At 69.0% G+C, this 22,162-nt stretch carries 22 protein-coding genes; 13 read left to right on the forward strand and 9 right to left on the reverse strand.

Annotated features, from left to right (window positions below; translation table 11 throughout):
• From E6J58_11585 to E6J58_11605, 5 genes are all read left to right on the forward strand, one after another.
• On the forward strand, positions 1 to 954 hold a 954-nt coding region (locus E6J58_11585; protein TMB37406.1), incomplete at its 5' end, for a hypothetical protein.
• Positions 942 to 1,724 carry an endonuclease gene (locus E6J58_11590; protein TMB37258.1) on the forward strand — a complete coding sequence of 261 codons (783 nt, stop codon included), beginning with the start codon at positions 942 to 944 and terminating at the stop codon, positions 1,722 to 1,724. The genes E6J58_11585 and E6J58_11590, both read left to right, overlap by 13 nt.
• Before the next feature lie 25 nt (positions 1,725 to 1,749).
• Positions 1,750 to 1,968, forward strand: coding sequence for a hypothetical protein (locus E6J58_11595; protein ID TMB37259.1), 219 nt, complete (start codon positions 1,750 to 1,752; stop codon positions 1,966 to 1,968).
• Between the two features lie 11 nt (positions 1,969 to 1,979).
• The gene (locus tag E6J58_11600) at positions 1,980 to 2,324 is read left to right on the forward strand and encodes a hypothetical protein (GenBank protein TMB37260.1); all 345 of its coding nucleotides are present in this window, start codon (positions 1,980 to 1,982) and stop codon (positions 2,322 to 2,324) included.
• A gap of 68 nt (positions 2,325 to 2,392) precedes the next feature.
• Entirely contained in the window at positions 2,393 to 2,770 is a 378-nt protein-coding gene (locus E6J58_11605; protein TMB37261.1) for a YtxH domain-containing protein, read from the forward strand.
• Here E6J58_11605 and ysxC read toward each other — a convergent pair.
• Genes ysxC through E6J58_11620 form a run of 3 tightly spaced genes read right to left on the reverse strand, consistent with a single transcriptional unit; the run spans position 2,763 to position 5,304 of the window.
• Entirely contained in the window at positions 2,763 to 3,491 is a 729-nt protein-coding gene (gene ysxC / locus E6J58_11610; protein TMB37262.1) for a ribosome biogenesis GTP-binding protein YsxC, read from the reverse strand. The two genes, E6J58_11605 and ysxC, sit on opposite strands and share 8 nt — an antisense overlap.
• A complete protein-coding gene (locus E6J58_11615; protein ID TMB37263.1) occupies positions 3,383 to 4,828 on the reverse strand; it encodes a cytochrome c biogenesis protein ResB in 1,446 nt (481 codons plus the stop codon). Before E6J58_11615 ends, ysxC begins: the two co-directional genes overlap by 109 nt.
• On the reverse strand, positions 4,825 to 5,304 hold the full coding sequence (locus E6J58_11620; protein ID TMB37264.1) for a hypothetical protein: 480 nt from the start codon (positions 5,302 to 5,304) through the stop codon (positions 4,825 to 4,827). The genes E6J58_11615 and E6J58_11620 overlap by 4 nt, the downstream gene beginning before the upstream one ends.
• A gap of 27 nt (positions 5,305 to 5,331) precedes the next feature.
• On the opposite strand from E6J58_11620, the gene E6J58_11625 reads away from it, so the two are divergent.
• The 7 genes from E6J58_11625 to E6J58_11655 all read left to right on the forward strand — a co-directional run bounded on the left by E6J58_11625 (position 5,332) and on the right by E6J58_11655 (position 12,694).
• Entirely contained in the window at positions 5,332 to 5,928 is a 597-nt protein-coding gene (locus tag E6J58_11625) for a dephospho-CoA kinase (GenBank protein ID TMB37265.1), read from the forward strand.
• Entirely contained in the window at positions 5,928 to 6,962 is a 1,035-nt protein-coding gene (locus E6J58_11630; GenBank protein TMB37266.1) for an NAD-dependent epimerase/dehydratase family protein, read from the forward strand. Before E6J58_11625 ends, E6J58_11630 begins: the two co-directional genes overlap by 1 nt.
• Positions 6,963 to 6,964: 2 nt before the next feature.
• Positions 6,965 to 7,711, forward strand: coding sequence for a sulfur transferase (locus tag E6J58_11635; protein ID TMB37267.1), 747 nt, complete (start codon positions 6,965 to 6,967; stop codon positions 7,709 to 7,711).
• Positions 7,708 to 8,892, forward strand: a complete 1,185-nt coding sequence (locus tag E6J58_11640) for an acetylornithine transaminase (GenBank protein TMB37268.1) — start codon at positions 7,708 to 7,710, stop codon at positions 8,890 to 8,892. The genes E6J58_11635 and E6J58_11640 overlap by 4 nt, the downstream gene beginning before the upstream one ends.
• A 132-nt stretch (positions 8,893 to 9,024) precedes the next feature.
• The gene (locus E6J58_11645) at positions 9,025 to 9,912 is read left to right on the forward strand and encodes a tetratricopeptide repeat protein (GenBank protein ID TMB37269.1); all 888 of its coding nucleotides are present in this window, start codon (positions 9,025 to 9,027) and stop codon (positions 9,910 to 9,912) included.
• 1 nt (position 9,913) lies between these two features.
• Positions 9,914 to 11,755, forward strand: coding sequence for a molecular chaperone DnaK (dnaK, locus tag E6J58_11650; protein TMB37270.1), 1,842 nt, complete (start codon positions 9,914 to 9,916; stop codon positions 11,753 to 11,755).
• Positions 11,756 to 12,694: a hypothetical protein gene (locus E6J58_11655; GenBank protein TMB37271.1), complete on the forward strand. Its 939-nt coding sequence runs from the start codon at positions 11,756 to 11,758 to the stop codon at positions 12,692 to 12,694. It abuts the gene before it with no gap.
• Positions 12,695 to 12,826: 132 nt separating this feature from the next.
• Here the strand turns inward: E6J58_11655 and hslU are convergent, their stop codons facing one another.
• Positions 12,827 to 14,140, reverse strand: coding sequence for an ATP-dependent protease ATPase subunit HslU (gene hslU, locus E6J58_11660; GenBank protein ID TMB37272.1), 1,314 nt, complete (start codon positions 14,138 to 14,140; stop codon positions 12,827 to 12,829).
• A 4-nt stretch (positions 14,141 to 14,144) separates the two neighbouring features.
• Positions 14,145 to 14,675, reverse strand: a complete 531-nt coding sequence (gene hslV / locus E6J58_11665) for an ATP-dependent protease subunit HslV (GenBank protein ID TMB37273.1) — start codon at positions 14,673 to 14,675, stop codon at positions 14,145 to 14,147.
• 55 nt (positions 14,676 to 14,730) lie between these two features.
• Here hslV and E6J58_11670 point away from each other — a divergent pair, with 55 nt between their 5' ends.
• Entirely contained in the window at positions 14,731 to 15,756 is a 1,026-nt protein-coding gene (locus tag E6J58_11670; GenBank protein ID TMB37274.1) for an ATP-grasp domain-containing protein, read from the forward strand.
• Between the two features lie 3 nt (positions 15,757 to 15,759).
• Here the strand turns inward: E6J58_11670 and E6J58_11675 are convergent, their stop codons facing one another.
• The 4 genes from E6J58_11675 to topA form a co-directional block, all read right to left on the reverse strand.
• On the reverse strand, positions 15,760 to 16,644 hold the full coding sequence (locus E6J58_11675; protein TMB37275.1) for a tyrosine recombinase XerC: 885 nt from the start codon (positions 16,642 to 16,644) through the stop codon (positions 15,760 to 15,762).
• A 10-nt stretch (positions 16,645 to 16,654) separates the two neighbouring features.
• The gene (locus E6J58_11680) at positions 16,655 to 18,109 is read right to left on the reverse strand and encodes a hypothetical protein (protein TMB37276.1); all 1,455 of its coding nucleotides are present in this window, start codon (positions 18,107 to 18,109) and stop codon (positions 16,655 to 16,657) included.
• Positions 18,082 to 19,458, reverse strand: coding sequence for a methylenetetrahydrofolate--tRNA-(uracil(54)-C(5))-methyltransferase (FADH(2)-oxidizing) TrmFO (locus tag E6J58_11685; protein TMB37277.1), 1,377 nt, complete (start codon positions 19,456 to 19,458; stop codon positions 18,082 to 18,084). Before E6J58_11685 ends, E6J58_11680 begins: the two co-directional genes overlap by 28 nt.
• 254 nt (positions 19,459 to 19,712) lie before the next feature.
• Entirely contained in the window at positions 19,713 to 22,121 is a 2,409-nt protein-coding gene (gene topA, locus E6J58_11690; GenBank protein ID TMB37278.1) for a type I DNA topoisomerase, read from the reverse strand.
• Positions 22,122 to 22,162: the final 41 nt, after the last annotated feature.

The following is a 22,162-nucleotide window of genomic DNA, read 5'->3' on the forward strand; positions in this document are numbered from 1 at the left end:
GACGAGTACGCGCACCGGCGGGGACCCTACTCGCGCATGGCCCTGCTCAAGCTCTGGGAGCTGGACCGGATGCTCGGGCGCATCATCGCCGCCGTCAACGCGCTGCCGGAGCTCGGTTACGAGCTCTACCTCTTCAGCGATCATGGGCAAGCTGCGACGAAGCCCGCGGAGCTGGTTCTCGGTGAGTCCCTCGGAGAGCACCTCCTCGCCGACGGGCGCACCGCCGGATCGCCCACGGTCGCTTTCGGGGGCGCGGGTGGTGGCGAGGCGGCAGCAGTCGCGGCGCAAGCGCGCTGGTACCGCCGCGTCGCCTCGGTGCTGCCGGGAACGCTGGGAAAGGCCGCCCTGGCCTGGGCACGTCATGTGGCCAAAGCGCTCGACGGCGCGCAGCCGGATCGCGCCGAGGGGCCCCTCCTGGTGGTGCCTGCCGGGGACATCGCGCACGTGTACTCGACGGAAGTCCCGCACCCACTGCGTGAGTCGGAAATTCGCGTTCGTCACGCCGGGCTGCTCGAGCGCTGTGCGAAGTCACCAGCGATTGGGTTCACGCTGGTGCGCGGCGAAAAAGGCCCCCTGGCGCTGCGAGGCGACCGCCGGCTGGAGCTGGATCGGCCGCAGGACGCGCTGGAGATGGCGCACGGCGTGGGACATCCGCTCGCAGCCGTGTACGCTCGCGACCTCTTGCGCATGCGTAGCGCCGGCGACGTCATCCTGCTCGGCACCGCAGCGCCCTGTGGCGAGACCGTGGCCTACCCCTTCGAGTTCGGCTCGCACGGCGGCCTCGCCCCCGACCAGCTCGATACGTTCATGATCCACCCAGAGGAGCTGGGCGAGGGCGCGTTCGCGTCGGTGGTGCGCCCGCAGGATCTGCATCGCTTCTTCCTCGAGCGCAGCGGCCGGCCCTTTCGCGAGCTGCCGCGGGACGCGAGGGACGAAGCGCCGTGCGCCTCGTAACCTGGAACATCCATGGAGGCTTCGGCCGCGACGGTCGCCGCGACCTGGCCCGCATCGCGGCGCTCTTGCACGACATGAAGGCGGACGTGGCCGCGCTCCAGGAGGTGGGCGACGCGCATCACACCGCCCGCGAGACGGAGCTAGCCGATCAGGCCTCCTGGCTCGGGCGCAGGTTGGGATGGTTCGTCGCCTACGGACCAAACCTCGTGCTCCGGGGAGAGCCGTACGGGAACGCCATCCTCTCCCATTTCCCCATCGTGCACGCGCACAACTACGATCTTTCCGTGCCCAATCGGGAGCCGCGCGGGTGCCTGCGCGCGGATCTCGAGCTCCCTGGGCGGCAGCAGCTCCACCTCTTCGACCTCCATCTCGGCCTCTCCGGGGGCGAGCGTCGCCGCCAGGCGGCCATGCTGTTTTCCGCGGATCTGCTGCGCGACACCGCGCTCGCCGCGCCACTCGTGCTCTGTGGCGACTTCAACATGTGGTCGCCGCTTCCGGGCCCCATCCTCCGGCTGCTTCGCGGTGCCCTGCGCGACGCCGCCGTGCTCGCCGGCCGGCGGCGCGCCACCTATCCCTCCGCCCTTCCGTTCCTGCGGCTGGACCGGGCGTATGTCGACGCCGCGGTGGAGGTCACGGACTGCGGCGTCGTCAACGATCCGCGCACCCGGGCAGCGAGCGATCACCTGCCGCTCTGGGTCGATCTCGAGCCGAAACCCGTGACCGTCCCGGAGCGCCGCGCGGGGCTAGCCGTGGGCAAGGCCGGTGCCTAGGTTCGCGGCACGGAGGGATACCCCCATGGCAACCGAACCGCAGGGTCCGAACGGGCAGGGCACCGCCGCGAAGATCCTCAGCAATTTCAACCCGGAAGACGCGCAGCAGATGTTCGAGCAGGGGCGCGAGGCGGTCGACCAGGCGTTGAACACCGCCGCGGAATTCATCAAGGAGCGGCCCATGGTGTGCCTCGCCGGAGCGCTCGCCCTCGGGTACCTGCTGGGCAAGATCGCGTCGCGTTAAAGGAGAAGGCAGTGGCCATCGACATCGATTCCGAAGGACAGGGCGCGATGGATCATGGGCGTCGCATGGTGGAGGAAGCGCGCGCGTTTCGCGAGGCGATCGGGAACCAGGCGGAGAGCTTTACCCGCGCGATCGATCTGCGAGGCCGCGTCGAGCGCAATCCCCTCGGGATGATGCTGGCGGCGGCCGGCATCGGTTACGTGCTCGGCGGCGGCCTCTTCTCTCCGCTGACCGGCAAGGTGGTGCGCATCGGACTGCGGCTCGCGCTGATTCCGGTGATCAAGAGCCAGCTCGCGAACATCGCGGGCGGTCCCGCCCACGCGGCGGGCGAGGGAGCGGCTGGCCCGACGTTCTAGCCCCCTTTGGGCCGCCGAAGGCGACCCCGGAGGCTCGGTTCGAAACGTCCGGGCACGTCGCATCGTTCGTGCGCAGATTCCGACGGGGAAAGTACGTCAGCGTTCACGTGGTGAGCGGCCACGGGCGGCCGCCATTGGAGGCCATCATGGTCAAGGACATCCGGAAGCAGGGGCTGAAGGCCCTCAAGTACCTGCAGGACATCGACAAGGACGACGTGCTCGAGGCAATCGGCCTCGAGGAGCGGAGCAGCGCCTGGGCGAGCGCGCTCGGGACCATCGGCATCTTCCTGCTGGGTTGCCTCGTCGGCGCAGGCATCGGCCTCGCCTTCGCGCCCAAGAGCGGCGAAGAATTCCGCAACGAGCTCGGCGACCGGATGCGGCGCAAGGCAGACGAGCTGGGCGTCAACCAAGACGTGATGAGCCGTTCGCAGATGCCGGTCACGTAGGGAGAGTCCACTCCTGGAGGAGCTCTTCCCAGAGCTCCTCCACGCCGAAGTGCTCGCGGGCAGAGAAGCCGATTACCTTCGGCACCGCGAGCTCCCCGGCGACCCGATCCAGCTGCTGTCCGCGTCGGTTTCGCGAGAGCCGGTCGAGCTTGGTGGCCGCGACGACCACGGTGCGACCGAGGGTCTCGGCCCAGCGAACCATCTCGATGTCGCTGGCTTGCGCTCCGAGCTCGCCGTCGATCAGGACGACGAAGGCGCGGAGCGGCTCGCGCCGGGTCAGGTACTCCTCGATCATCGGGCGCCAGGTCTCGCGCTCATCTCGCGGCCCGCTGGCGAATCCGTATCCCGGCAGATCAGCGAACACGACGTGCTCCTCCGCGCCGCGGCCACCCGAGCGCGTCTTCTCCGCGACCCGCAGGTCGAAGAAGTTGATGAGCCGCGTCCGGCCTGGCGTCCGCGAGACCCGCGCCAGCGACTTGCGCGCGGCCAGCGCGTTCAGCGCCGACGACTTGCCGACGTTGCTGCGCCCGCAGAAGGCGAATTCCGGGGGGCCGGCGGGCGGCCATCCCCGCGCATCCGCCGCGGACTTGACGAACTCTGCGGAGAGCACGATCACAGCGACAGGTCTTGCCGGAGCTGCGCGAACTCCCGCCCGAACGCCTCCGCATTCCGGTGAGACGCACCGCCGAGAGCCACCTTCCCGGCGGCCACCTGGACCCAGACCCGCTTGTGCGAGGTGTAGAAGGCGATGCCGATTCCCGCGAAGAGCAGGAAGCAGCCGGCGTAAACCACCGGCGTGGAAGGATCGCGCGCGATCTGCAACCCCGTCGCGTAGAGGGGCGCCAGCCGCTCGAACGAGAACGAGAAGCGGTCGGCGCGGTTCCGGGCATCGAACCCGGAATCCCGCGCGAACACCCAGAAGCTCGATCGCCTGCCGTCCTCCGTGCGCACCACCTGCACCGCCGGGCCGAGACCGGCAAAGTCCTGGCTGTACTCCACGAGCCGATACGTCAGCCCCTCCGCCGCTTCGATCACTTCGTCCGCCGAGACCATCATCTCGCGGGTCGTCCGGCTGGCGCGGTCGCGGAGACTGATCTTCGCTCGCTGGCCATCCCCGAGCTGGGCGTAGCTCGCCTGGTAGAAGGTGAGGCCGCCGTAACGCAGGGGGTGGTTGACCGTGATGGTGGCCCGCGCCAGCTCACGGCCGGGCTCGCGCGACCCGAGGTCCTCGAAGGCCACCAGATCGGATTCGAACGCCTTGGGCCGCCCGGGCTCGAACTCCTTCAGGCGGAAGTCGTTGCACTGCACGAGGAACGGCCGCCCCGTTCCGGCGTCCACCAGGCGGTGCTTGAATTCGGTGCCGTCCGGATTGCGCTGCACGAAGCCGGAGATGATCCCGCCGTTCTGCGGAACCTGCGCCGTGCCTTCGAAGGCGCTGAGACGGCCGAAGACGCCGCCGCCGAGGATCAGCAGCAGCGAGAGATGGACGACCCAGACGCCGAAGCGCGCATACCGCCCGCGCTCGGCGAAGACGAATCCGTCCTGCACCTGGACCCGGTACCGCCGCTTCCGCAAGGTGTCCGCGACCGCGTCGGCGGAGAGCTCACTCGCAGCGGCGGGCACCTTGAACCGCAGCCCGACCACGTGGTCGAGCCGCCGCTCCGGGTAGCGCACGAGATACCAGATGCGGGGCAACCGCTCGAGTGAGCAGGCGACGAGGTTCAGCGCCAGCGAGAGGAGGAGGGCGGTGAACCACCAGGAGTGGAACAGGTCGTACAGCTCGAACCAGCGGTACCCGCGAAGCGTCCAGATGCGCCCGGCGAGCGCGTGCTCGATGTTCGCGAGCGAGTCGTTCTGGGGATTGACGAAGGTCCCCGCGATCATGGCGAGGAAGAGGAGCAAGAGGTTCGCGAGCGTCAGCCGCAGCGAGCAGAAGAACCGCCAGACCTTCTCGACGACGAAGTGGCTCTGCTCCTCGGTGAGAGGGGGGAGCTGGGCGACTTCGCTGACGGCGTTCGCCGCCGGGCCCGCCGGCACCAGCTCTGCTGCGGAGCTCACGGCCTTTCCTTGAGCCACGTGGACAGCTTCGGCTTGCGCGCGGCGCGGTCGGCGGTCCAGTGATCGATGCGCTGCATCGCCTCCCTGGCATCGAACGGGCGCAGCGAGGGCGACTGGGCTCCGTGGCAAACCACGCAGGTCTGCGGAGCGGGATCGACGAGGCCGAAGAGCCGGGAGAGCTCCTTGTCGCGCATTACCACCGCGGGCTGGTACCAGCGGCCGCCGCCATGGCAGGTCTCGCACGAGACGCCCTGCACGTCGGCCTGCCCGGCGCGCTGCTCGTCGCGGGAGTGGCACTGCAGGCAGAGCGGCTTCTGGCGCTGTTCCGGCGTGAGGGCCTGCGCCGCGCGCGCGTGCGGGCTCGCCGCCCAGATGCGGTAGGCCTCGGCGTGACACGTCCGGCAGGACGCGGGGCCCACCAGGTCGGAAGCGAGCGCAGCCTTGGCGACGAGGAGCAGAGGGACGAGGCGCTTCATGGAGGGGGCGCAGTGTACACTCGGCGGGTGCGGATCTGGGGATTAACCGGCAACATCGGCTCCGGCAAGAGCACGGTGGCGAGGATGCTCGCGGCGGGCGGGATCCCCGTGATCGACGCCGACCTCGTCGCGCGCGAGGTGGTGGAGCCCGGCAAGCCGGCGCTGCGCGACATCGCCGCGCGCTTTCCCGGAATGCTCCGCCGCGACGGCTCGCTCGATCGCAAGGCGCTCGCCGCGCTCGTCTTCGCGGACGCCGGCGAGCGGGCCGCGCTGAACGCCATCATCCACCCACGGATCGCCGAGGAGGTGGCCAACCGCATGGCGGCGCTCACCCAGGCGGGGGAGCGCGTAGCGGTGTACGAAGCGGCGCTGATCGTGGAGAACGGGCTGCAGCGGGACCTCGACGGGCTCATCCTCGTCACGGCTCCACCGGAAGCGCAGATCGAGCGCATGCTCCTGCGCGACGGCACGAGCGAGAGCGAGGCGCGCGCGCGGATCGCCTCGCAGCTTTCCGCCGAGGAGAAGGCGCGCCACGCCACGGTCGTCATCGACAACTCCGGATCCGAGGCCGATCTCTCCGCGCAGGTGCAACGACTGATCGCGCGGCTGCGGCAGGAGGCCTGATGGTCCTCGTCACCGGCTTTCCCAAGCTGCTCGCGCGCCGCGTGGCCGGCGCCCTGGCCTCGCGCGGTCCGGTGGTGCTCCTCGTACCGGAGGAGCACGCGGAGCCGGCGGCGGACTTCGCGGCCACCCTGCCGGACGCACGCGTGCTCACCGGTGACGTCGCTTCCATGCATCTCGGGCTTTCGACGGCCGAGTACCGCGACCTCTCCGCGGACTGCTCCGAGATCGTGCACGTCGCAGACTCGAGCAACGTGGGCGCGGACAAGCCGGCCCTGGAGCGGGAGAACGTCGAGGGCACCCGGACCGTGCTCGAGCTCGCGCAAGACTGCCGCGGGCTGCGCCGCTTCACGCACTTCTCCACCGTGTTCGTGAGCGGGGACCGCGTCGGGGTCATCGCCGAGGACGAGCTCTCCGCCGGGCAGTCGTTCCGCAGCTTCTACGAGCAGAGCAAATTCGAGGCCGAGCTGCTGGTGCGGCGGGCGATGGGCCAGCTCCCCTGCACCGTGCTGCGCCCGGCGTTCATCGTCGGCGATTCGCGGACCGGGGAAATCGATCGCTTCGACGGCCCCTACATCGTCGCCGGCCTGCTGCTCTCCACCCGGCTGCAGGTGCCGCTGCCCCTGCCCGGCGACGGAGTGGCGCCGCTGAACGTGGTTCCCATCGACTTCGTCGCCGCCGCCGCGGCCGCCATCCACCACGATCCCCGCGCAGTGGGCCGCACGTTCCAGATCGTCGATCCGAATCCCTCCAGCTCCCGCCGCGTCTACGAGCGGGTGGCCGAACGCGAAGGCAAGAAGCTGCCGAGGCTCTCGCTCGGATACAAGCTCACCGACACGCTGCTGAAGCTGCCCGGCCTGGAGCGGCTGACCCGCGAGCAGCGCATGGCCTTTGCGACCGTCAACCACCTCAGCTTCTACTCGAGCCGGAACACGCTGGAGATCCTCGACGGAACCGGGATCTCCTGCCCGCCGATCGAAGGTTACCTGGACAAGCTGATCGAATACGCGCAGAAGGCGCGCAACAAGGGGACCTGATCATGTTTTTCGCCATCCTGTTGCTCTCCGCGGCCGACGTCTTCACCGCCACCCTCGCCGACGCTTCGGCGAAGACGCCGGAGATTTCCACGCAGGAGCTGCGGGAGATCCTCGCCAGCAAGAGCGCCACCGTCCTCGACTCGCGACCGCGGGCGGAGTACGCGGTCAGTCACATTCCCGGCGCCTTGAACGTCGCCGCCAAGCCCGGAATGGCGGCGTCCGCATACGTCTCCGACGTGGCGGAAGTGGGCCGGCTGCTGCAGGACCGCAAGCAAACGCCCCTGGTCCTCTATTGCAACGGCCCGTTCTGCGGGAAGAGCAAGCGCCTGAGCGAGGAGCTCGCGGCAGCGGGATACACGAGCGTCCGCCGTTACCAGCTCGGTATCCCCGTCTGGCGCGCGCTGGGCGGCGTCACGCAGATCGAGGCGGATGCCATCGAGCGGGTGATGCGCGAGGACCGCACGGCCGTATTCATCGACGTCCGCTCCGCCGACGAGTTCGCCCGCGGATCCGTCCAGGGAGCGAGGAACATTCCCCGCGCGCTGGTGCTGCAGGGCAAGGACGTGGGCGAGCTGAAGAAGGCCAAGGACGACAACCGCCTGCCCAACACCGACCACAATACCCGCATCGTCGTCTTCGGCTCTTCGGGCGACGACGCCCGCTTCGTCGGGGAACAGATCGCTCGCGAGGCGTTCCACAACGTCGCGTACTTCGCCGGAACGCTCCGCGACCTGCAGGAGGCGCGATGACCAACCAGGACCTCGTGCAGCGCGCCCAGTCCGTGCTCTTCCAGAACTACCGGACGCAGCCCATCGCCCTGGTTCGTGGCGAGGGGTGCTGGGTGTTCGACGCGGACGGCAAGCGGTATCTCGATTTCATCGGCGGCATCGCCACCGTCAGCGTCGGACACGCCAATCCCCGCGTACGCGAGGCGTTGATGGAGCAGGCGAAGCTCCTCTGGCACGCGTCGAATCTGTACGTGACCGAGCCGCAGATCCGGCTGGCGGAGAAGCTGACCGCGCAGACCAAGACGCTGAAGCGCGCCTTCTTCTGCAACAGCGGCACAGAGGCGAACGAGGCGATGATCAAGCTGGCCCGCCACTTCCATGTGGTGAACGGACATCCGGAGCGGATCGAGATCCTGTGCTTCCACAACTCCTTCCACGGTCGTACGCTCGGATCTCTCGCCGCCACCGGCCAGCACAAGTACCAGCAGGGGTTCGGGCCCCTGCCCGAGGGCTTCCGCTTCCTCGAGTACGGGAACGTCGCCGAGCTCGAGGCCGCCATCTCGGAGAAGACGTGCGCCGTCATGCTCGAGGCCATCCAGGGCGAGGCGGGAGTGCTGCCGCCGCCGCGGGGGTATCTCGGCAAGGTGCGCGAGCTGTGCACGAAGCACGGCGCCCTGATGATCCTCGACGAAGTGCAGACCGGGATGGGACGCACCGGCGCGTACTTCGCCCATCAGCACGAGCGCGTCGAGCCGGATGCGATGACCCTCGCCAAGGGCATCGCCGGGGGAGTCCCCCTCGGCGCGCTGCTCGCCCGCGAGGATGTGGCGAAGGTCTTCACGCCGGGCACGCACGCCAGCACCTTCGGCGGCAATCCCCTCGCCACCGCCGCGGCCAGCGCGGTGATGGATCTGCTCGCGGAAGGTCTCCTCGAGCGGGTGCAGCGCGCCGGCGAGCGACTGTCGCGCAGGCTTGGGGCCATCGGCGGGCGTACCAGCGGGGAGCGCGGCGCGGGTCTACTGCGCGCGCTTCTCCTCGGAGAAGATCTGGCGCCGAAGGTGGTCGCGAAAGCGCGCGAGCTCGGGCTGCTCGTGAACGCTGTGGGGGATCGGGTGGTGCGCCTCGCACCTCCGCTCACAGTGTCCGACGAGGAGATCGACCGTGCGTCAGAGTTGCTCGCAGAGGCTGTCGTCAAGGCGTAGCAAACCTTTTGTGGCGATTGCACGCTGGGATATCTTGCCGATACGCGGGGGCTGGAACGCTCGCGCGCAGGGGGAACCGTTTTGGGTGCGGCGGAAACGAGCCCCGGAGGGATCATCGAGCTTCCGGCCGACATGCAGAACGAGCTGCAGCAGCTGGAGGCGCGCGGGGATCGGCTGACGCACTACGAGCTGCTTGGCGTCGGTGCCGACGCCGACGGTGGTACGGTCCGCCGCGCGTACCTCGAGAAGTCGAAGCGCTTCCACCCCGACGCCTGGTACCGCAAGGAGACCGGCAAGTTCGGGCCACTCCTCTCGAAATGGTTCCAGCGTCTCTCGGCCGCTTACCAGGTGCTGTCCGACGAGGAGATGCGCGCGGGATACGACCGCGACCATCGGGCGGAGCTTTCGCAGACCGACCGCGTGGCGGTGGAGCGCCGGGAGCTCTCCGTCGCCGAAGAGGAACGCCGCGCACGCGAGCGCCGCGAGCGCCTGCTGCGGACCAAGGGATTCGCCCGCATCGGCGCGGCGCGCAAGCTCTACGAGGAGGCGCTGGAGTCAGTGCTCAACGGCGAGCGCACGCAGGCCATCTTCGCTCTCAAGGCCGCGCGCGAGCTCGATCCGAAGCGGCACGAGATCTCCGCCAAGCTGGTCGAGCTGGAGCGGGAGCAGGCCAAAGCCCGGGCCAATTCGGCGCTCGCGTCCGCCAAGGAACGCGAAGAGAAGCGCCGTTTCCCCGAGGCGATCGCCGCCTATTCGGCCGCCTTCCAGAACGATCCCGCGAGCTTCGCTGCCGCCGTGGGCGCTGCCCGCTGCGCGATGGAAACGGGCGACGCCCGGGCCGCCACCATCTGGGCGTCCCGCGCGGTGGAGTTGAATCCCGACGACGGCAGCGCCCGCTGGCTGCTCTCGCGGCTGTTCGTGTCGGCGGGCATGAAGGCGCGAGCGCGGACCGAGCTGGCCGCGCTTCTCAACAAGAACCCCGATCACAAGGAGGCCAAGGCGCTCCTCCGGACGCTGTAGGATCACTTTGGGCGAGCTGGTCATCGGCATCGATCTCGGCACCACCAACTCCGTCTGCGCCACGGTGCAGGGCGGCACTCCGACCGTCATTTCCAACCGCAGCGGCTACCGGCTCACCCCCTCCGTGGTGGCGCTGGCGCGCAACGGGAAACGGCTCGTCGGATCGCTCGCCCGACGCCAGGCGGTCACCAACGCCGAACGCACGGTGGTCGCAGTGAAGCGGCTGATGGGCCGCCGCTGGTCCGCGAAAATGACGCAGGAAGCCATCCAGCGCATGCCCTACTCGGTGGTGGCGGGCCCGCACGACGACGTGCGCATCACGCTCGGCGAGCAGCAGTACTCGCCGCCGGAGATCTCCGCGATGGTCCTCACCGAGTTGCGCCTCGACGCCGAGGCGTTCTTCAACGCGCCGGTGAGCAAGGCGGTCATCACCTGCCCTGCCTACTTCAACGACTCGCAGCGCAACGCCACCAAGGACGCCGGGCGCATCGCCGGCCTGGAAGTGATCCGGATCATCAACGAGCCCACCTCCGCGGCGCTCGCCTACGGATTCGGGAAGGCGCAGGCGGAGCGGCAGGTCGCGGTCTTCGATCTGGGCGGCGGCACGTTCGACTTCAGCGTGCTGCACATGTTCAAGGGCGTGTTCGAAGTCGAGGCGACCGGCGGCGACTCGCTGCTCGGCGGCGAGGACTTCGACAACCGGATCATCGACTTCCTCGCCGAGCCGTTTGCCCAGAAGCACGGCATCGATCTGCGCAAGGACAAGATGGCGCTGCAGCGCCTGCGCGACGCGGCGGAGAAGGCGAAGTGCGAGCTCAGCTCGCTCAAGCAGGTGGAGATCAACCTGCCCTTCATCTCCGCCACGCAGCAGTCCGGACCGCTGCACCTGCAGGCTACGCTCTCCCGCGACCAGCTGGAGGAGATGACGGCCGGGCTGGTGCAGCGCTGCATGAAGGTCTGCGAGCAGGTGCTCGGGGAAGCCAAGGTGCACGCCGGCCAGCTCGGCGACGTGCTGCTGGTGGGCGGGCAGACGCGGATGCCGAAGATCCAGGAAGAAGTGAAGCGCCTCTTCGGCAGGGATCCCGCGAAGAACGTCAACCCGGACGAGGCGGTCGCCCTCGGCGCGGCCATCCAGGGAGCGATGCTGCTGCACGACGAGCAGGAGATGCTGCTCCTGGACGTGACGCCGCACAGCCTGGGCATCGCCATCGCCGGCGGCTTCTTCCAGAAGATCATCTCCAAGAACACCACGGTGCCGACCAGCGCGCACCACGTCTTCACCACCGTGAAGGACGATCAGACCTCCGCGAAGATCACCGTGTTGCAGGGCGAGAACGAAGCGGCGATCGACAACGAGCTGCTCGGCGAGTTCATGCTCACCGGCCTGCGGGCTGCGAAGCGAGGAGCGGTCGACATCGACGTCATCTTCGACATCAGCGCGGACGGCATCGTCTCGGTTTCCGCCATCGACATGCAGACGGGGACGCGCCAGAGCATCACCGTCACCGCTTCTTCGGGCCTGACCGAGGACGAGATCCGGAAGGCGACCCAGTCCAACGAGGACTGGATGCTTGCCCAGAAGGAGGACCCCGAGTTCCAGGACCACAAGACGCGGGCGGAGGAGCTGTTCCGCGAGTTCGAGGCGCTCTGGCCCCGCCTCACGCGGGCGGCCCAGAACGGCCTCGGTCAGGAGCCTCTGCAGCGCGCACAGGCGGCGCTCTCCGTGGCGCGCCTGCAGCTTGCGCAGCGCGAGAGCGAGGCACTGGCGGGTTCTCTGGACCGCCTCGAGCGCATGCTGGAAGCGCTCAAGGGCGCGCTCGCGCGCAGCACTGGAGGTCGCTAGATGGCCCTCCAGGGCGGCGGCGGCCGCTTTTCAGCCCTGCTTCTCGAGGGTCTCGATCATTACCGCAAGGGCAAGATGCTCGACGCGGTGCGCGCCTGGGAAGAGGCTTACCTGCTCGAGCCGACCAATCTGCGCGCGCGCGAGTTCCTGCGTTCGGCGCTGGAGCGCATCCATGCGGTCATGGCCCCGGGTGGGCGCGCAACAGCTCCGAACGGGTCTGCTCCGCACCCGTGGCTCCCGTCCCAGCCGGCGGCCGCGGCACCCGCTACGCCCGCCGCTGCACCAGCTCCGCGGCAGGCCGCGAAGCCTGCTGCACCGGATCCGAAGGCAAAGAAAGCGAAGCCCGGAGCGACGCCCGGACAGCGTCCGCCTCCCGCCGCGAATCCGCCCGCGCCTCCGCAGAGCCCATGGGACGACGGACCGTCACTCGCCATCCCGCAGCCGGAGACCGGCGACAGCGGCGGCGGAGCCTGGTCCATCCATGCGGAGACGCTTCCGAGCGCCGCTGTGTCCGACGACGAGACCGACGTCTGGATGCGCGGCGCGCGCGAGCTGGTCGCGCTCAACGACTTCTCCGGCGCGCTGGAGCTCCTGAACAAGGTGCTGGACCGAAAGCCCAACGACAAGGATGCACTCCAGCTCTACGATGTCTGTGAGCAGAACCTGACGCTGATGTACGAGAGCAAGATCGGCGCGATGGATGCGCGGCCCCGCACCGCCATTCCGCCGGACGAGATCATCTGGCTGAACCTCGATCCGCGCGCCGGATTCGTGCTGGCCCAGATCGACGGCGAGGTCTCCTTCGAGGACCTCTACGCGATCTGCGGCCTCAAGCGGCTGGACACCGCGCGCATCCTCTGCGAGCTGCTCGAGCAGGGGGTCGTGCAGGTCGAGGGCCGCGATCAGGCGGTCGCCAAGCGCGCAATGCCGCGCCGCTAGCTCAACCAGGATGTTCGACCGCAGATCACACGACCCAACAAGCCCGGCGACTACGTCTTCAGCTTCGTCACGCTGGGCGTGCGGCTCTCTCTCTGACCCACGCCACCGCCATGCGGGGACGCTCCGTTGGTCTCAGAGGATGTATCGCGAAAGGTCTTCGTCCTTGAGGACGCGGTCGAGCTTGTCGCGGACGTAGGACGCGTCGACGCGGACCGATTTCCCGGCGAAGTCCGGCGCGGCAAACGAGACGTCCTCGAGGACCTTCTCCAGCACGGTGTGGAGCCGGCGGGCGCCGATGTTCTGCGTCCGCGTGTTCATGTCCTGGGCGACGCGGGCCAGCTCCTCGATGCCGCTCGCGTCGAAGACCAGCTCGACTCCTTCCGCGCCGAGCAGCGCCGTGTACTGTCGCGTGAGCGCGTTGCGCGGCTCCGCCAGGATGCGCACCAGGTCCGCCTGCGAGAGCGCCTCCAGCTCGACGCGGATGGGAAAGCGCCCCTGCAGCTCCGGCAACAGATCGCTCACCTTCGCCAGGTGGAAGGCGCCGGCGGCAATGAACAGCACGTGGTCGGTCTTGACCGGGCCGTATTTCGTGTTCACCGTGCTCCCTTCGACGATGGGCAGCAGATCGCGCTGGACGCCGCCCCGGGAGACGTCGGGCCCGTGCGCCTGCCCCGAGGGCAGCGCCACCTTGTCGATCTCGTCGATGAACACGATCCCGTTCGACTGCACCCGTTCCAGCGCCTCGCGCGCCAGGCTGTCCTTGTCGACGAGCTTCTCCCCCTCGTCCTGCGCGAGCACGCGCCGCGCCTCGGGGACGGAGAGCTTTCGCTTCTTGCTCTTCTTTCCGAAGGGAAGGTTTCCCAGCATCTCCTGGAGATTGAGGCCCATCTCCTCCATCCCCTGCGAGCCGAAGATCTGCATGGTGGGAGCGGCGCGCTCCTGCACGTCCACTTCCACGGAGCGGTCGTCCAGGCCGCCGGCGCGGAGCATCCCGCGCAGCTTCTCGCGGGTGGAGTCGCGCGACCCCGGCAGGAGCAGATCAAGCAGCCTCTCCTCGGCCATCTCCTCCGCCCGCGGCTGGACCTCGCGCTGCCGCTCCTCGCGCACGAGCGCCACGCCGGCCTCGACGAGGTCGCGGATCATCGAGTCGACGTCTTTTCCGACGTAGCCGACCTCGGTGAACTTCGACGCCTCCACCTTGACGAAAGGCGCGCCCGCGAGCCGCGCCAGCCGGCGCGCGATCTCCGTCTTGCCCACGCCCGTCGGGCCCACCAGGATGATGTTCTTCGGCATCACCTCGTCGCGCAGCTCGGGGGTAAGCCGGAACCGCCGCCACCGGTTGCGCAGCGCGATGGCCACGGCGCGCTTCGCGGCGTCCTGCCCGACGATGTAGCGGTCCAGCTCCGCGACGATCTCGCGCGGCGTCAGATCTTTTCCGGCGGTCATGAGATCACAGTTCCTCGATGGAGATCTGATCGTTGGTGTAGATGCAGATGCGCCCGGCGATGCGCAGCGACTCCTCGACGACCTGGCGCGCGCCGAGCTGCGAATGAGCCAGGAGCGCCACGGCGGCCGCTTGCGCGAAAGGACCGCCGCTGCCGATGGCGGCGACGCCGTCGTCGGGCTCCACCACGTCTCCGGTGCCCGACAGGATCAGGGTGCGCTCCTTGTCGGCGACCACCAGCAGCGCCTCGAGCCGCCGCAGGAACCGATCGGTGCGCCAGTCCTTGGCGAGCTCGACCGCTGCCCGCGCGAGGTTCTTGTTGAAATCCTTCAGCTTTCCCTCGAAGCGGTCGAACAGGGTGAAGGCGTCGGCTGTGGCGCCTGCGAAGCCCGCCAGCACCGACCCGTCGCCGAGCCGCCGCAGCTTCCTCGCGCCGTGCTTCATCACCGTCTTGTCGAGCGTGACCTGCCCGTCCGCGCCGAGGGCAACCTTCCCGTCCTTGCGCACGCAAACGACCGTCGTCGACCGGATCTTCATCGCGCGCCGATGGTAACGCTGCGCCCCGATGCGTGCGATGGTACCTTGACCGGCAATGTCCGGCTCCGACGCGATCATCCTTTTCGGCGGGACCAGCAACGAGCGCCGCGTTTCCGTGGCCTCCGCGCAACATGTCGCCGCGGTGCTCGGCGAGGCGGAGGCCTGGTTCCTCGCTCCGAGCGGAGCGGTGCATCGGGTGACCCGCGAAGAATTGGCCGCCTTCGAGCGCCCTTTCGAGCGCGACTTCAAACCGGCGGCGCCGGCAGCGTTCACTTCGGTCGTGGCCGCGCTCGAGAGTCAGCCGTCGCGCGTGTTTCTCCTCGCCCTGCACGGGGGCGAAGGCGAAGACGGCACCATCCAGCGCATGCTCGAGGCGCGCCGGATCGCTTTCACCGGTCCCGGGGCGGACGCGTCGGCGCGGGCCTTCGACAAGGAGGTGGCGAAGCAGGTGGCCAGCGGCGCCGGCGTGCGCATCGCCCGTTCGGTGCATCTCTCGAAGGATCCCAAGGTCCTGCGCAACGAGCTCGGGGAGATGCTCGCGATCTACCGGCGCATCGTGGTCAAGCCGGTGGCCGGAGGCAGCAGCGTCGGCCTGTACCATGTGGCATCCGCGGAGGAAGCGGAGCGGGCCGCGCGGGGGATCGACGAGTCGGGGGAAGCCTGTCTCGCCGAGGAATTCGTCAGCGGCACCGAGCTGACCGTGGGGATCGTCGACGGGCCGTCCGGACCGCGTGCGTTGCCGGCGAGCGAGGTGCGCCTCGAGGAAGGACGTGCGTTCGATTACGAGGGGAAATATCTGGGCAAGGGCACTCGAGAGATCACGCCTGCGGAAGTTCCTGCCGCGGTATCCCGGGCGGCGCAGGACCTGGCGGTCGCCGCGCACCAGGCGCTCGGGTGCGAGGGGTACTCGAGAACGGACGCGATCGTTTCCGCCAAAGGACCCGTGTTCCTCGAGCTCAACACGCTGCCGGGCCTCACCCGCGCGTCGTTCCTGCCGCAGCAGCTCGCCGCCGAGGGGACCTCGATGCTCTCGTTCCTCGAAGGCCAGCTCGCCATCGCCCGCAGACGCCGGGACCGGTAAGCCCTACTTCTTGTGCGCTCTCGGGTGGGCGTCTTCGTATGCCTGCAGCAGCCGCTCGGCGGAGACGTGCGTGTATCGTTGTGTCGTCGACAGCGACGCGTGGCCGAGCAGCTCCTGGATTCCCCGCAAGTCCGCGCCCATGTCGAGCAAGTGGGTGGCGAAGCTGTGGCGGAGCGCATGCGGGTGCACGTGCCGGCGCGCTCCGGCGATCAGCGCATACTTTGCCAGATGCCGGGCGACGCTGCGCACCGTCAGCCGCGTCCCGCGGCGGTTGAGGAACAGCGCCGTTCCCGACGGCCGCAGCTCCGCGCGCCGCGCGAGGTACGCGTCGAGCGCGCCGCGCGCCTTGCGCAAGAGTGGAACGATGCGCTCCCTTCCGCCCTTCCCGCGCACGCGCAGCGAATCCTGCGTGACGTCATCGAGATTCAGGCCTACGAGCTCCGAGACGCGCAGGCCCGCGCCGTAGAGCAGCTCGAGCGCCGCCCGATCGCGCAGGCCAGCTGCGCTTCGCGAGGAGGGTGCGGCGACGATGGCGAAGCAGTCGTCGACGGAGACGACATTGGGCAGCGAGACACGCCGCTTCGGGAACGCCAGCCGGCGCGCCGGGCTGTCTGCGATGTGACCCATGCGCACGCGGTGCTCGTAGAACGCCCGCAGGCTCGACTGCTTGCGCGCAAGCGTGGCCGGTGTGTTGGCGGAGTAGCGGGAGGCGAGGAATGCCCGCAGGTCGTCGCGCGTCGCCGCATCGAGCGAAATCCCGCGCTCGTCGAGGAAGGCCGCAAGCTGCCGCAGATCGGAGACGTACGCCCGCTCGGTGTGGGCAGAGGCGCGCTCCACCCGCGCCAGGTGGGCCGCGAAGGCGTCGATCTCCGGATTCATGCCGGGCATCCTGCCGGCGTCAGGGAACGTCCGCCAGAAACACGCCGGACCGTCCGGCGGCGACGATGGCGTAGACGACATGCTTGCCTGCATCGTCCGCGAAGCGCGAGGTCGGATCGACCTCCTCCGCCAGCGGCTTGAGCCGGTCCATCGGCGACCCGGCGGCGGAAATCACCGCCACGTCGACGGCGCGAGGCGCGCCGCGGTGCGGCTGCTGCACCAGGATGCGCATGCCGTCGCGCGAGAGATCGAATCCCGCCACGTTGGCGGCGAGGAGCTCCGGCGCGCCGCCGGAAAACGGCGCGCGCAGCAGCGAGCAGCTCCTCGAGCCGCCCGCGCAGCGCGCCTTGTAATAGAGGGTTGCGCCGTCGGGCGAGAGCGCCCAGCCGTAGACTCCTTCGTCGAGCCGGTGCGGCTCGCCGCGCGGCGCGGCCAGGTCGATGCCCCACAGCTCGAGCTTGAAGTCGCCCTTCTGCGGCGCCTGGACGACATACAGCAGGCGGCGGCCGAACACGGAGAAGCTTTGCACCTTCGCGGCGATCTCCCGGGCGGCACCGCCAGGGCCAATCGCCGTCAGCGTCCCCGCTCGCGCCCGGAGATCGTACCGGGCAAGGCAGAGCAGATCGCCGCCCGCTCCCCAGCGCCAGTCGATCACCCGCGTCGCGGCGAGGCGCGGCAAGCCGCCCGATCTCGGCATCCGGTAGAGATCGCCGGCCGCCTCGCCGGGCTGCTTCTCCGTCGAGAACAGCGCCAGCTCCCTGCCGTCCGGCGAGAACGCAAACGCGGTTGCGGTGGCAATTGGCCTGCCGTCGACGAGGAGCGGCCGGTCTCCACCCTTGGGCGGCGGGGGCCCGAGAGCAGCGAGCGCGCCATCGGAAGCGAAAGCGAAATCAGAGGTGGCGACCGCGATCTTCTGCGCCGTCCCCGAGAGCGGATCGATGGTCCAGAGCGTCCCGCCCGATGCCGCGGACGTACGCGCCGCCACGCGCCTGCCGTCCGGGGACCAGGAGATCGCCTGCAGCGCGGAGAGCGCGACCGTCTTCCCGCCGATGCCCAGGACGTCCCTGCCCGCAAATGCGAGCTCTCCGTGCGGCGACCAGGCAAACGCGCGCGCCGCGTGCGCCACGAGGCGCGGCGCGACTCCCGGCGCCGCCGTCCACAGCTCGCCCTCCCCGTCGCGAAATCGCCAGCGGGCAAGGAAGGCCAGCTCGCCTCCCCGGGGCGAGAACGCATAGGCCCCGTCCTGCGCCGAGACACCGGAGCCGACCTTGGCATCGTCGAGCCAGAGATCTCCCGCGAGCAGATCGTCGGGAACGCCGCGGTCGTCTGGATGGGTGGCGTCGAGCAGGAACGCCACTGCGCCGTCGCGGGCAATCAATCCGCGCGCGACGCCGGACGCGAGCTTGCGCCCTGGAGGCGCCTGCGTGCAGGCGATGCACAGCGCGACTACGGCCGCAGTTCGGTCGAAGCGCATGGTGCCGGTTCGGGGCGCAGCGCAATATCCTGCTCTGCCGCCCAAGTCGCGAGATCGCGCCGCGCCCGTGCGACCATGCGCGGCTTGCGCTCGTGCTTGCGATGCGGATCCGGCAGCGGCGGAAAGAGCGCGAAGACGACGTTGGTCGGTTGGTACTCGTAATCGTCGGGATGGGCCTCGCCGGTCACGTGCCGCAGGAGCGCCCCGATGGCGGTGGTGCCCGGCGGCGGCGAGAGCTCCGTTCCGCGAAGGCGGGCGAGGATGCGGCGGGCGGCGACGTGCCCGGATGCGGCGCTCTCCACGTAACCCTCGACGCCGGTGATCTGGCCGGCACAGTAGACGTGCCGCAGGGCCTTCAGCGAACCGTCTGCGGCAATCGCGCTGGGAGCGTTCAGGAAGGTGTTGCGATGAACCTGGCCGAGACGGATCCACTCCGCATTGCGCAGCCCGGGAACGAAGCTTGCGAAGATGCGCTTCTGCTCCGGCCAGGTGAGCCGCGTCTGGAACCCCACCAGGTTCCAGGCGGTCCCCGCCTTGTCTTCACGCCGCAGCTGCACCACGGCGTGCGGCCGCTTTCCGGTATGTGGATCGGTCAGCCCCACGGGCTTCATCGGACCGAAGGCAAGGGTGTCGCGGCCGCGCTCGGCCATCACCTCGATGGGAAGGCACCCTTCGAAATACCGCGCTTCCTCGAACGCATGTGGCGCGACCTTCTGCCCGCGCAGCAGCTCGTCGACGAAACGCTCGTACTCGTCGCGCGCCAGAGGAAGATTCAGGTAATCGGCGCCTTCGCCCTTCCCGTACCGCGACTGGGCGAAGGCGATGGAGCGGTCCACCGAGTCGCCGGCCACGATCGGAGCGATGGCGTCGTAGAACGCGAGCTGCGAAGCGCCAACCGCCTGTGCGAGGGAACGCGCGAGCTCCTCTCCGGTAAGCGGGCCCGTGGCGACGATGCAAAGATCCGGCGCCGGGGGAAGCTCGCGAACTTCGCCGGAAGCGACGCGGAGGCGCGGATGCTCGCGCACTCGCGCCGTCAGGCCTGAGCTGAACTTCACGCGGTCGACCGCGAGCGCGTCGCCGGCCGGGACCCGGGCGCGGTCTGCCTGTGCGAGCACCGGCGACCCCAGGCGGCGTAGCTCCTCATGGAGCAGCCCGATGGCGTTGTGCGGATTGTCGGACCGCATCGAATTGGAACAGACGAGCTCCGCCAGCCCGTCCTCTTTGTGGGCGGGCGAGCGCCGCTGCGGCTTCTGCTCGTGGAGAACGACGTCGATTCCGGCATCCGCGAGCAGGAGCGCCGCCTCCGTCCCCGCCAGACCGCCGCCGATGATGTGGACGTCGCGCTGCATCCGCGGGCGTTGCTATACGGCAACGTCAGCGCTGGCAAGCTCGGAAACGCCCCGCAGTCCGGCCGGGTCACGCCCACGACCCGTCGACCGAGCCCACCGTCACCGCGGGGATCGAATCCCCACCGCGAGCACCGGCGCGGCTGCGGAACGCACATCAAGCTAAGGCGGGGCGCGCCAGCCGCAACAGACTAGCTGGCGGGCGTTCAGGGGAACAGCATCGCCGGATGAGACCCGACCAGGGGCCGCGCTCGTCGTCAGGAAGCCTGTGCCTGGACGGATGGGTCCGTCCCCGGCTCGGGGACTTCGCGCCGGTACCCGCATTGCTTGTCGGGACAGGCGATGAACGCGCCGTCGCGCTTCGTGTACTTCTGCAGCAGGTACGGCTTCCCGCACTGCGGGCACGGCCCTGGAATCGGCCGGTCCCACGCCGCGAACTTGCAGTTCGGGTAGTTCACGCAGCCGAAGAAGCTCTTTCCGAAGCGCGATTTGCGCTCGGCGAGGCCGCCGCCGCAGTCGGGGCAGACCACGCCCTTCAGGGTGATCGGCCTGGTCGTCTTGCACGTGGGATAGTCCGAGCACGCGAGGAACCGGCCGAACCGACCGCGCTTGTTCACCATCGGCTTGCCGCACGTGGGGCAGGTCTCCTCGGTGGGCAGATCCTCGACTACCCGGATCGTGCCGTTTTCCTCGACGAAGTCCTTGGTGTTCTTGCAGTCGGGGTACCCGGAGCAGGCCAGAAAGCGCCCCATGCGGCCCCACTTGATCACCATCGGGCTACCGCACTTCTCGCAGACCAGGTCGGTGGGCTTCTCCTCGCGCTTCACGTCGCGCATCTGCGCTTCCGCCGCCGCGAGGCTCTTCTTGAAGGGCTCGTAGAATTCGCCCAGCACCGACTGCCAGTCGATCTTGCCTTCCTCGACCTCGTCGAGCTCCTCCTCCATCCGCGCAGTGAACTGCACGTCCATCACCCGCGGGAAGGCGCCTAGCAGAAGCTCGGTGACGATCTTCCCCAGATCGGTCGGAAAGAACCGACCCTCCTTCTTCTCCACGTACTCCTTGTCCTGGATGGTCGAGAGGATGGCGGCGTACGTCGACGGCCGGCCGATGCCCTTCTCCTCCAGCTCCTTGACCAGCGACGCCTCGGTGAACCGTGGCGGGGGCTGGGTGAAGTGCTGCTCGGGGATCAGGTCGATGAGCTCGAGCGTCTGCCCCGACTCCAGAGGCGGAAGCTGGCGGGAGATATCGCCCTTCTCCTCGTCCTCGCCCTCCATCTTCTCGGCGCCCGCTTCCTCCTGCGGCTGCTCCGCTTCCTGCCCGTACACCGCGAGGTATCCGGGGAACTTGAGGATCTGCCCGGTGGCCCGGAACGTGGCCCTGCCCGCCTTGATGTCGGCGGTAGTCTGATCGAACACCGCCGGCACCATCTGGCAGGCGATGAAGCGGTTCCAGATCAGCTCGTAGAGCCGGAACATGTCCTTTTCGAGGAACGGCTTCACGCGCTCCGGCGGATGGTCGAGCGCGGTGGGCCGGATCGCCTCGTGCGCGTCCTGCGCGCTCTTCTTCGTCTTGAACTGGACTGGCTCCCCGGGCAGGTACTCCTTCCCCCAGCGCCCCGCGACGTACTCGCGCGCGCCTGCGACCGCATCGGGAGAGAGCCGGACGGAGTCGGTGCGCATGTACGTGATCAGCGCCGTCTGCCCGTCGTCTCCCAGCTCCACGCCTTCGTAGAGCCGCTGCGCGAGAGTCATGGTCTTCTTGGCGGTGAAGCCCAGCCGGTTCGCGGCTTCCTGCTGCAGCTTGGAAGTAATGAACGGCGGCGGGGCGTTGCGACGACGCTCCTTCTTCGTCACCTCGATGACGACGAACTTCTCGCGCCTCAGCTGCTCGACCAGCGGCCTCGCGATATCGCCGGTGGGAATCTCCGCCTTCTCGCCGTCGAGCCGGATCAGCTTGGCGCGGAATTGTGGCGGGAGCGCCGCGCGCAGGTCTGCCTCGATGCTCCAGTACTCGACGGGAACGAACTTCGCGATCTCCTCTTCCCGCTCGACCACCAGCCGCACCGCGACGCTCTGGACCCGTCCCGCCGAGAGTCCACGGCGAACCTTCTTCCAGAGGATGGGCGAGATCTGGTACCCGACCAGCCGATCCAGCACGCGCCTCGCCTGCTGCGCGTCGTACAGGTCGCGGTTGAGCTGCAGCGGCTTCTGGATGGCTTCCTGGATGGCTTTCTTGGTGATCTCGTTGAAGAGGATGCGCTGCGCGGGGATCTTGGTCCGCTTCAGCTGCTCGTAGACGTGCCAGGCGATGGCCTCGCCCTCGCGGTCGGGGTCCGTCGCGAGCAGGATCAGCTGCACGCCCTTGGCGGCGGCCTTGAGCTCCGCCACCACCTTCTTCTTCGCGTCGATCACCTCGTAGACGGGCTGGAAACCGTTCTCGACATCGACGCCGATCTTGCTCTTCGGCAGGTCCATCACGTGGCCTACCGAGGCCTTCACCACGTACCCGGAGCCCAGGTACTTCTTGATGGTCTTGGCCTTCGCCGGAGACTCGACGACGACCAGGGTGCTGCCCTTCCCGCGGGTGGGCACCTCGCCCTGCCCACTCGCCTTACCGCTGGTCTTTCGGGTTTTCGCCGTCTTCGCTGCTACCTTGCTGGTTGCCATGACTCCCTCGGGGCGGCGATCGATGCCGTCACTCCCAATTG

Source organism: Deltaproteobacteria bacterium (assembly GCA_005879535.1).
GTDB lineage: Bacteria > Myxococcota > Myxococcia > Myxococcales > 40CM-4-68-19 > 40CM-4-68-19.

Coding starts and splice junctions, on each gene's coding strand:
- E6J58_11595 (TMB37259.1), top strand. CDS start 1,750: ATGGCAACCGAACCGCAGGGTCCGAACGGGCAGGGCACCGCCGCGAAG.
- E6J58_11620 (TMB37264.1), bottom strand. CDS start 5,304: ATGAAGCGCCTCGTCCCTCTGCTCCTCGTCGCCAAGGCTGCGCTCGCT.
- E6J58_11630 (TMB37266.1), top strand. CDS start 5,928: ATGGTCCTCGTCACCGGCTTTCCCAAGCTGCTCGCGCGCCGCGTGGCC.
- E6J58_11635 (TMB37267.1), top strand. CDS start 6,965: ATGTTTTTCGCCATCCTGTTGCTCTCCGCGGCCGACGTCTTCACCGCC.
- E6J58_11640 (TMB37268.1), top strand. CDS start 7,708: ATGACCAACCAGGACCTCGTGCAGCGCGCCCAGTCCGTGCTCTTCCAG.
- E6J58_11645 (TMB37269.1), top strand. CDS start 9,025: ATGCAGAACGAGCTGCAGCAGCTGGAGGCGCGCGGGGATCGGCTGACG.
- E6J58_11655 (TMB37271.1), top strand. CDS start 11,756: ATGGCCCTCCAGGGCGGCGGCGGCCGCTTTTCAGCCCTGCTTCTCGAG.
- hslU (TMB37272.1), bottom strand. CDS start 14,140: ATGACCGCCGGAAAAGATCTGACGCCGCGCGAGATCGTCGCGGAGCTG.
- hslV (TMB37273.1), bottom strand. CDS start 14,675: ATGAAGATCCGGTCGACGACGGTCGTTTGCGTGCGCAAGGACGGGAAG.
- E6J58_11670 (TMB37274.1), top strand. CDS start 14,731: ATGTCCGGCTCCGACGCGATCATCCTTTTCGGCGGGACCAGCAACGAG.
- E6J58_11675 (TMB37275.1), bottom strand. CDS start 16,644: ATGCCCGGCATGAATCCGGAGATCGACGCCTTCGCGGCCCACCTGGCG.
- E6J58_11680 (TMB37276.1), bottom strand. CDS start 18,109: ATGCGCTTCGACCGAACTGCGGCCGTAGTCGCGCTGTGCATCGCCTGC.
- E6J58_11685 (TMB37277.1), bottom strand. CDS start 19,458: ATGCAGCGCGACGTCCACATCATCGGCGGCGGTCTGGCGGGGACGGAG.
- topA (TMB37278.1), bottom strand. CDS start 22,121: ATGGCAACCAGCAAGGTAGCAGCGAAGACGGCGAAAACCCGAAAGACC.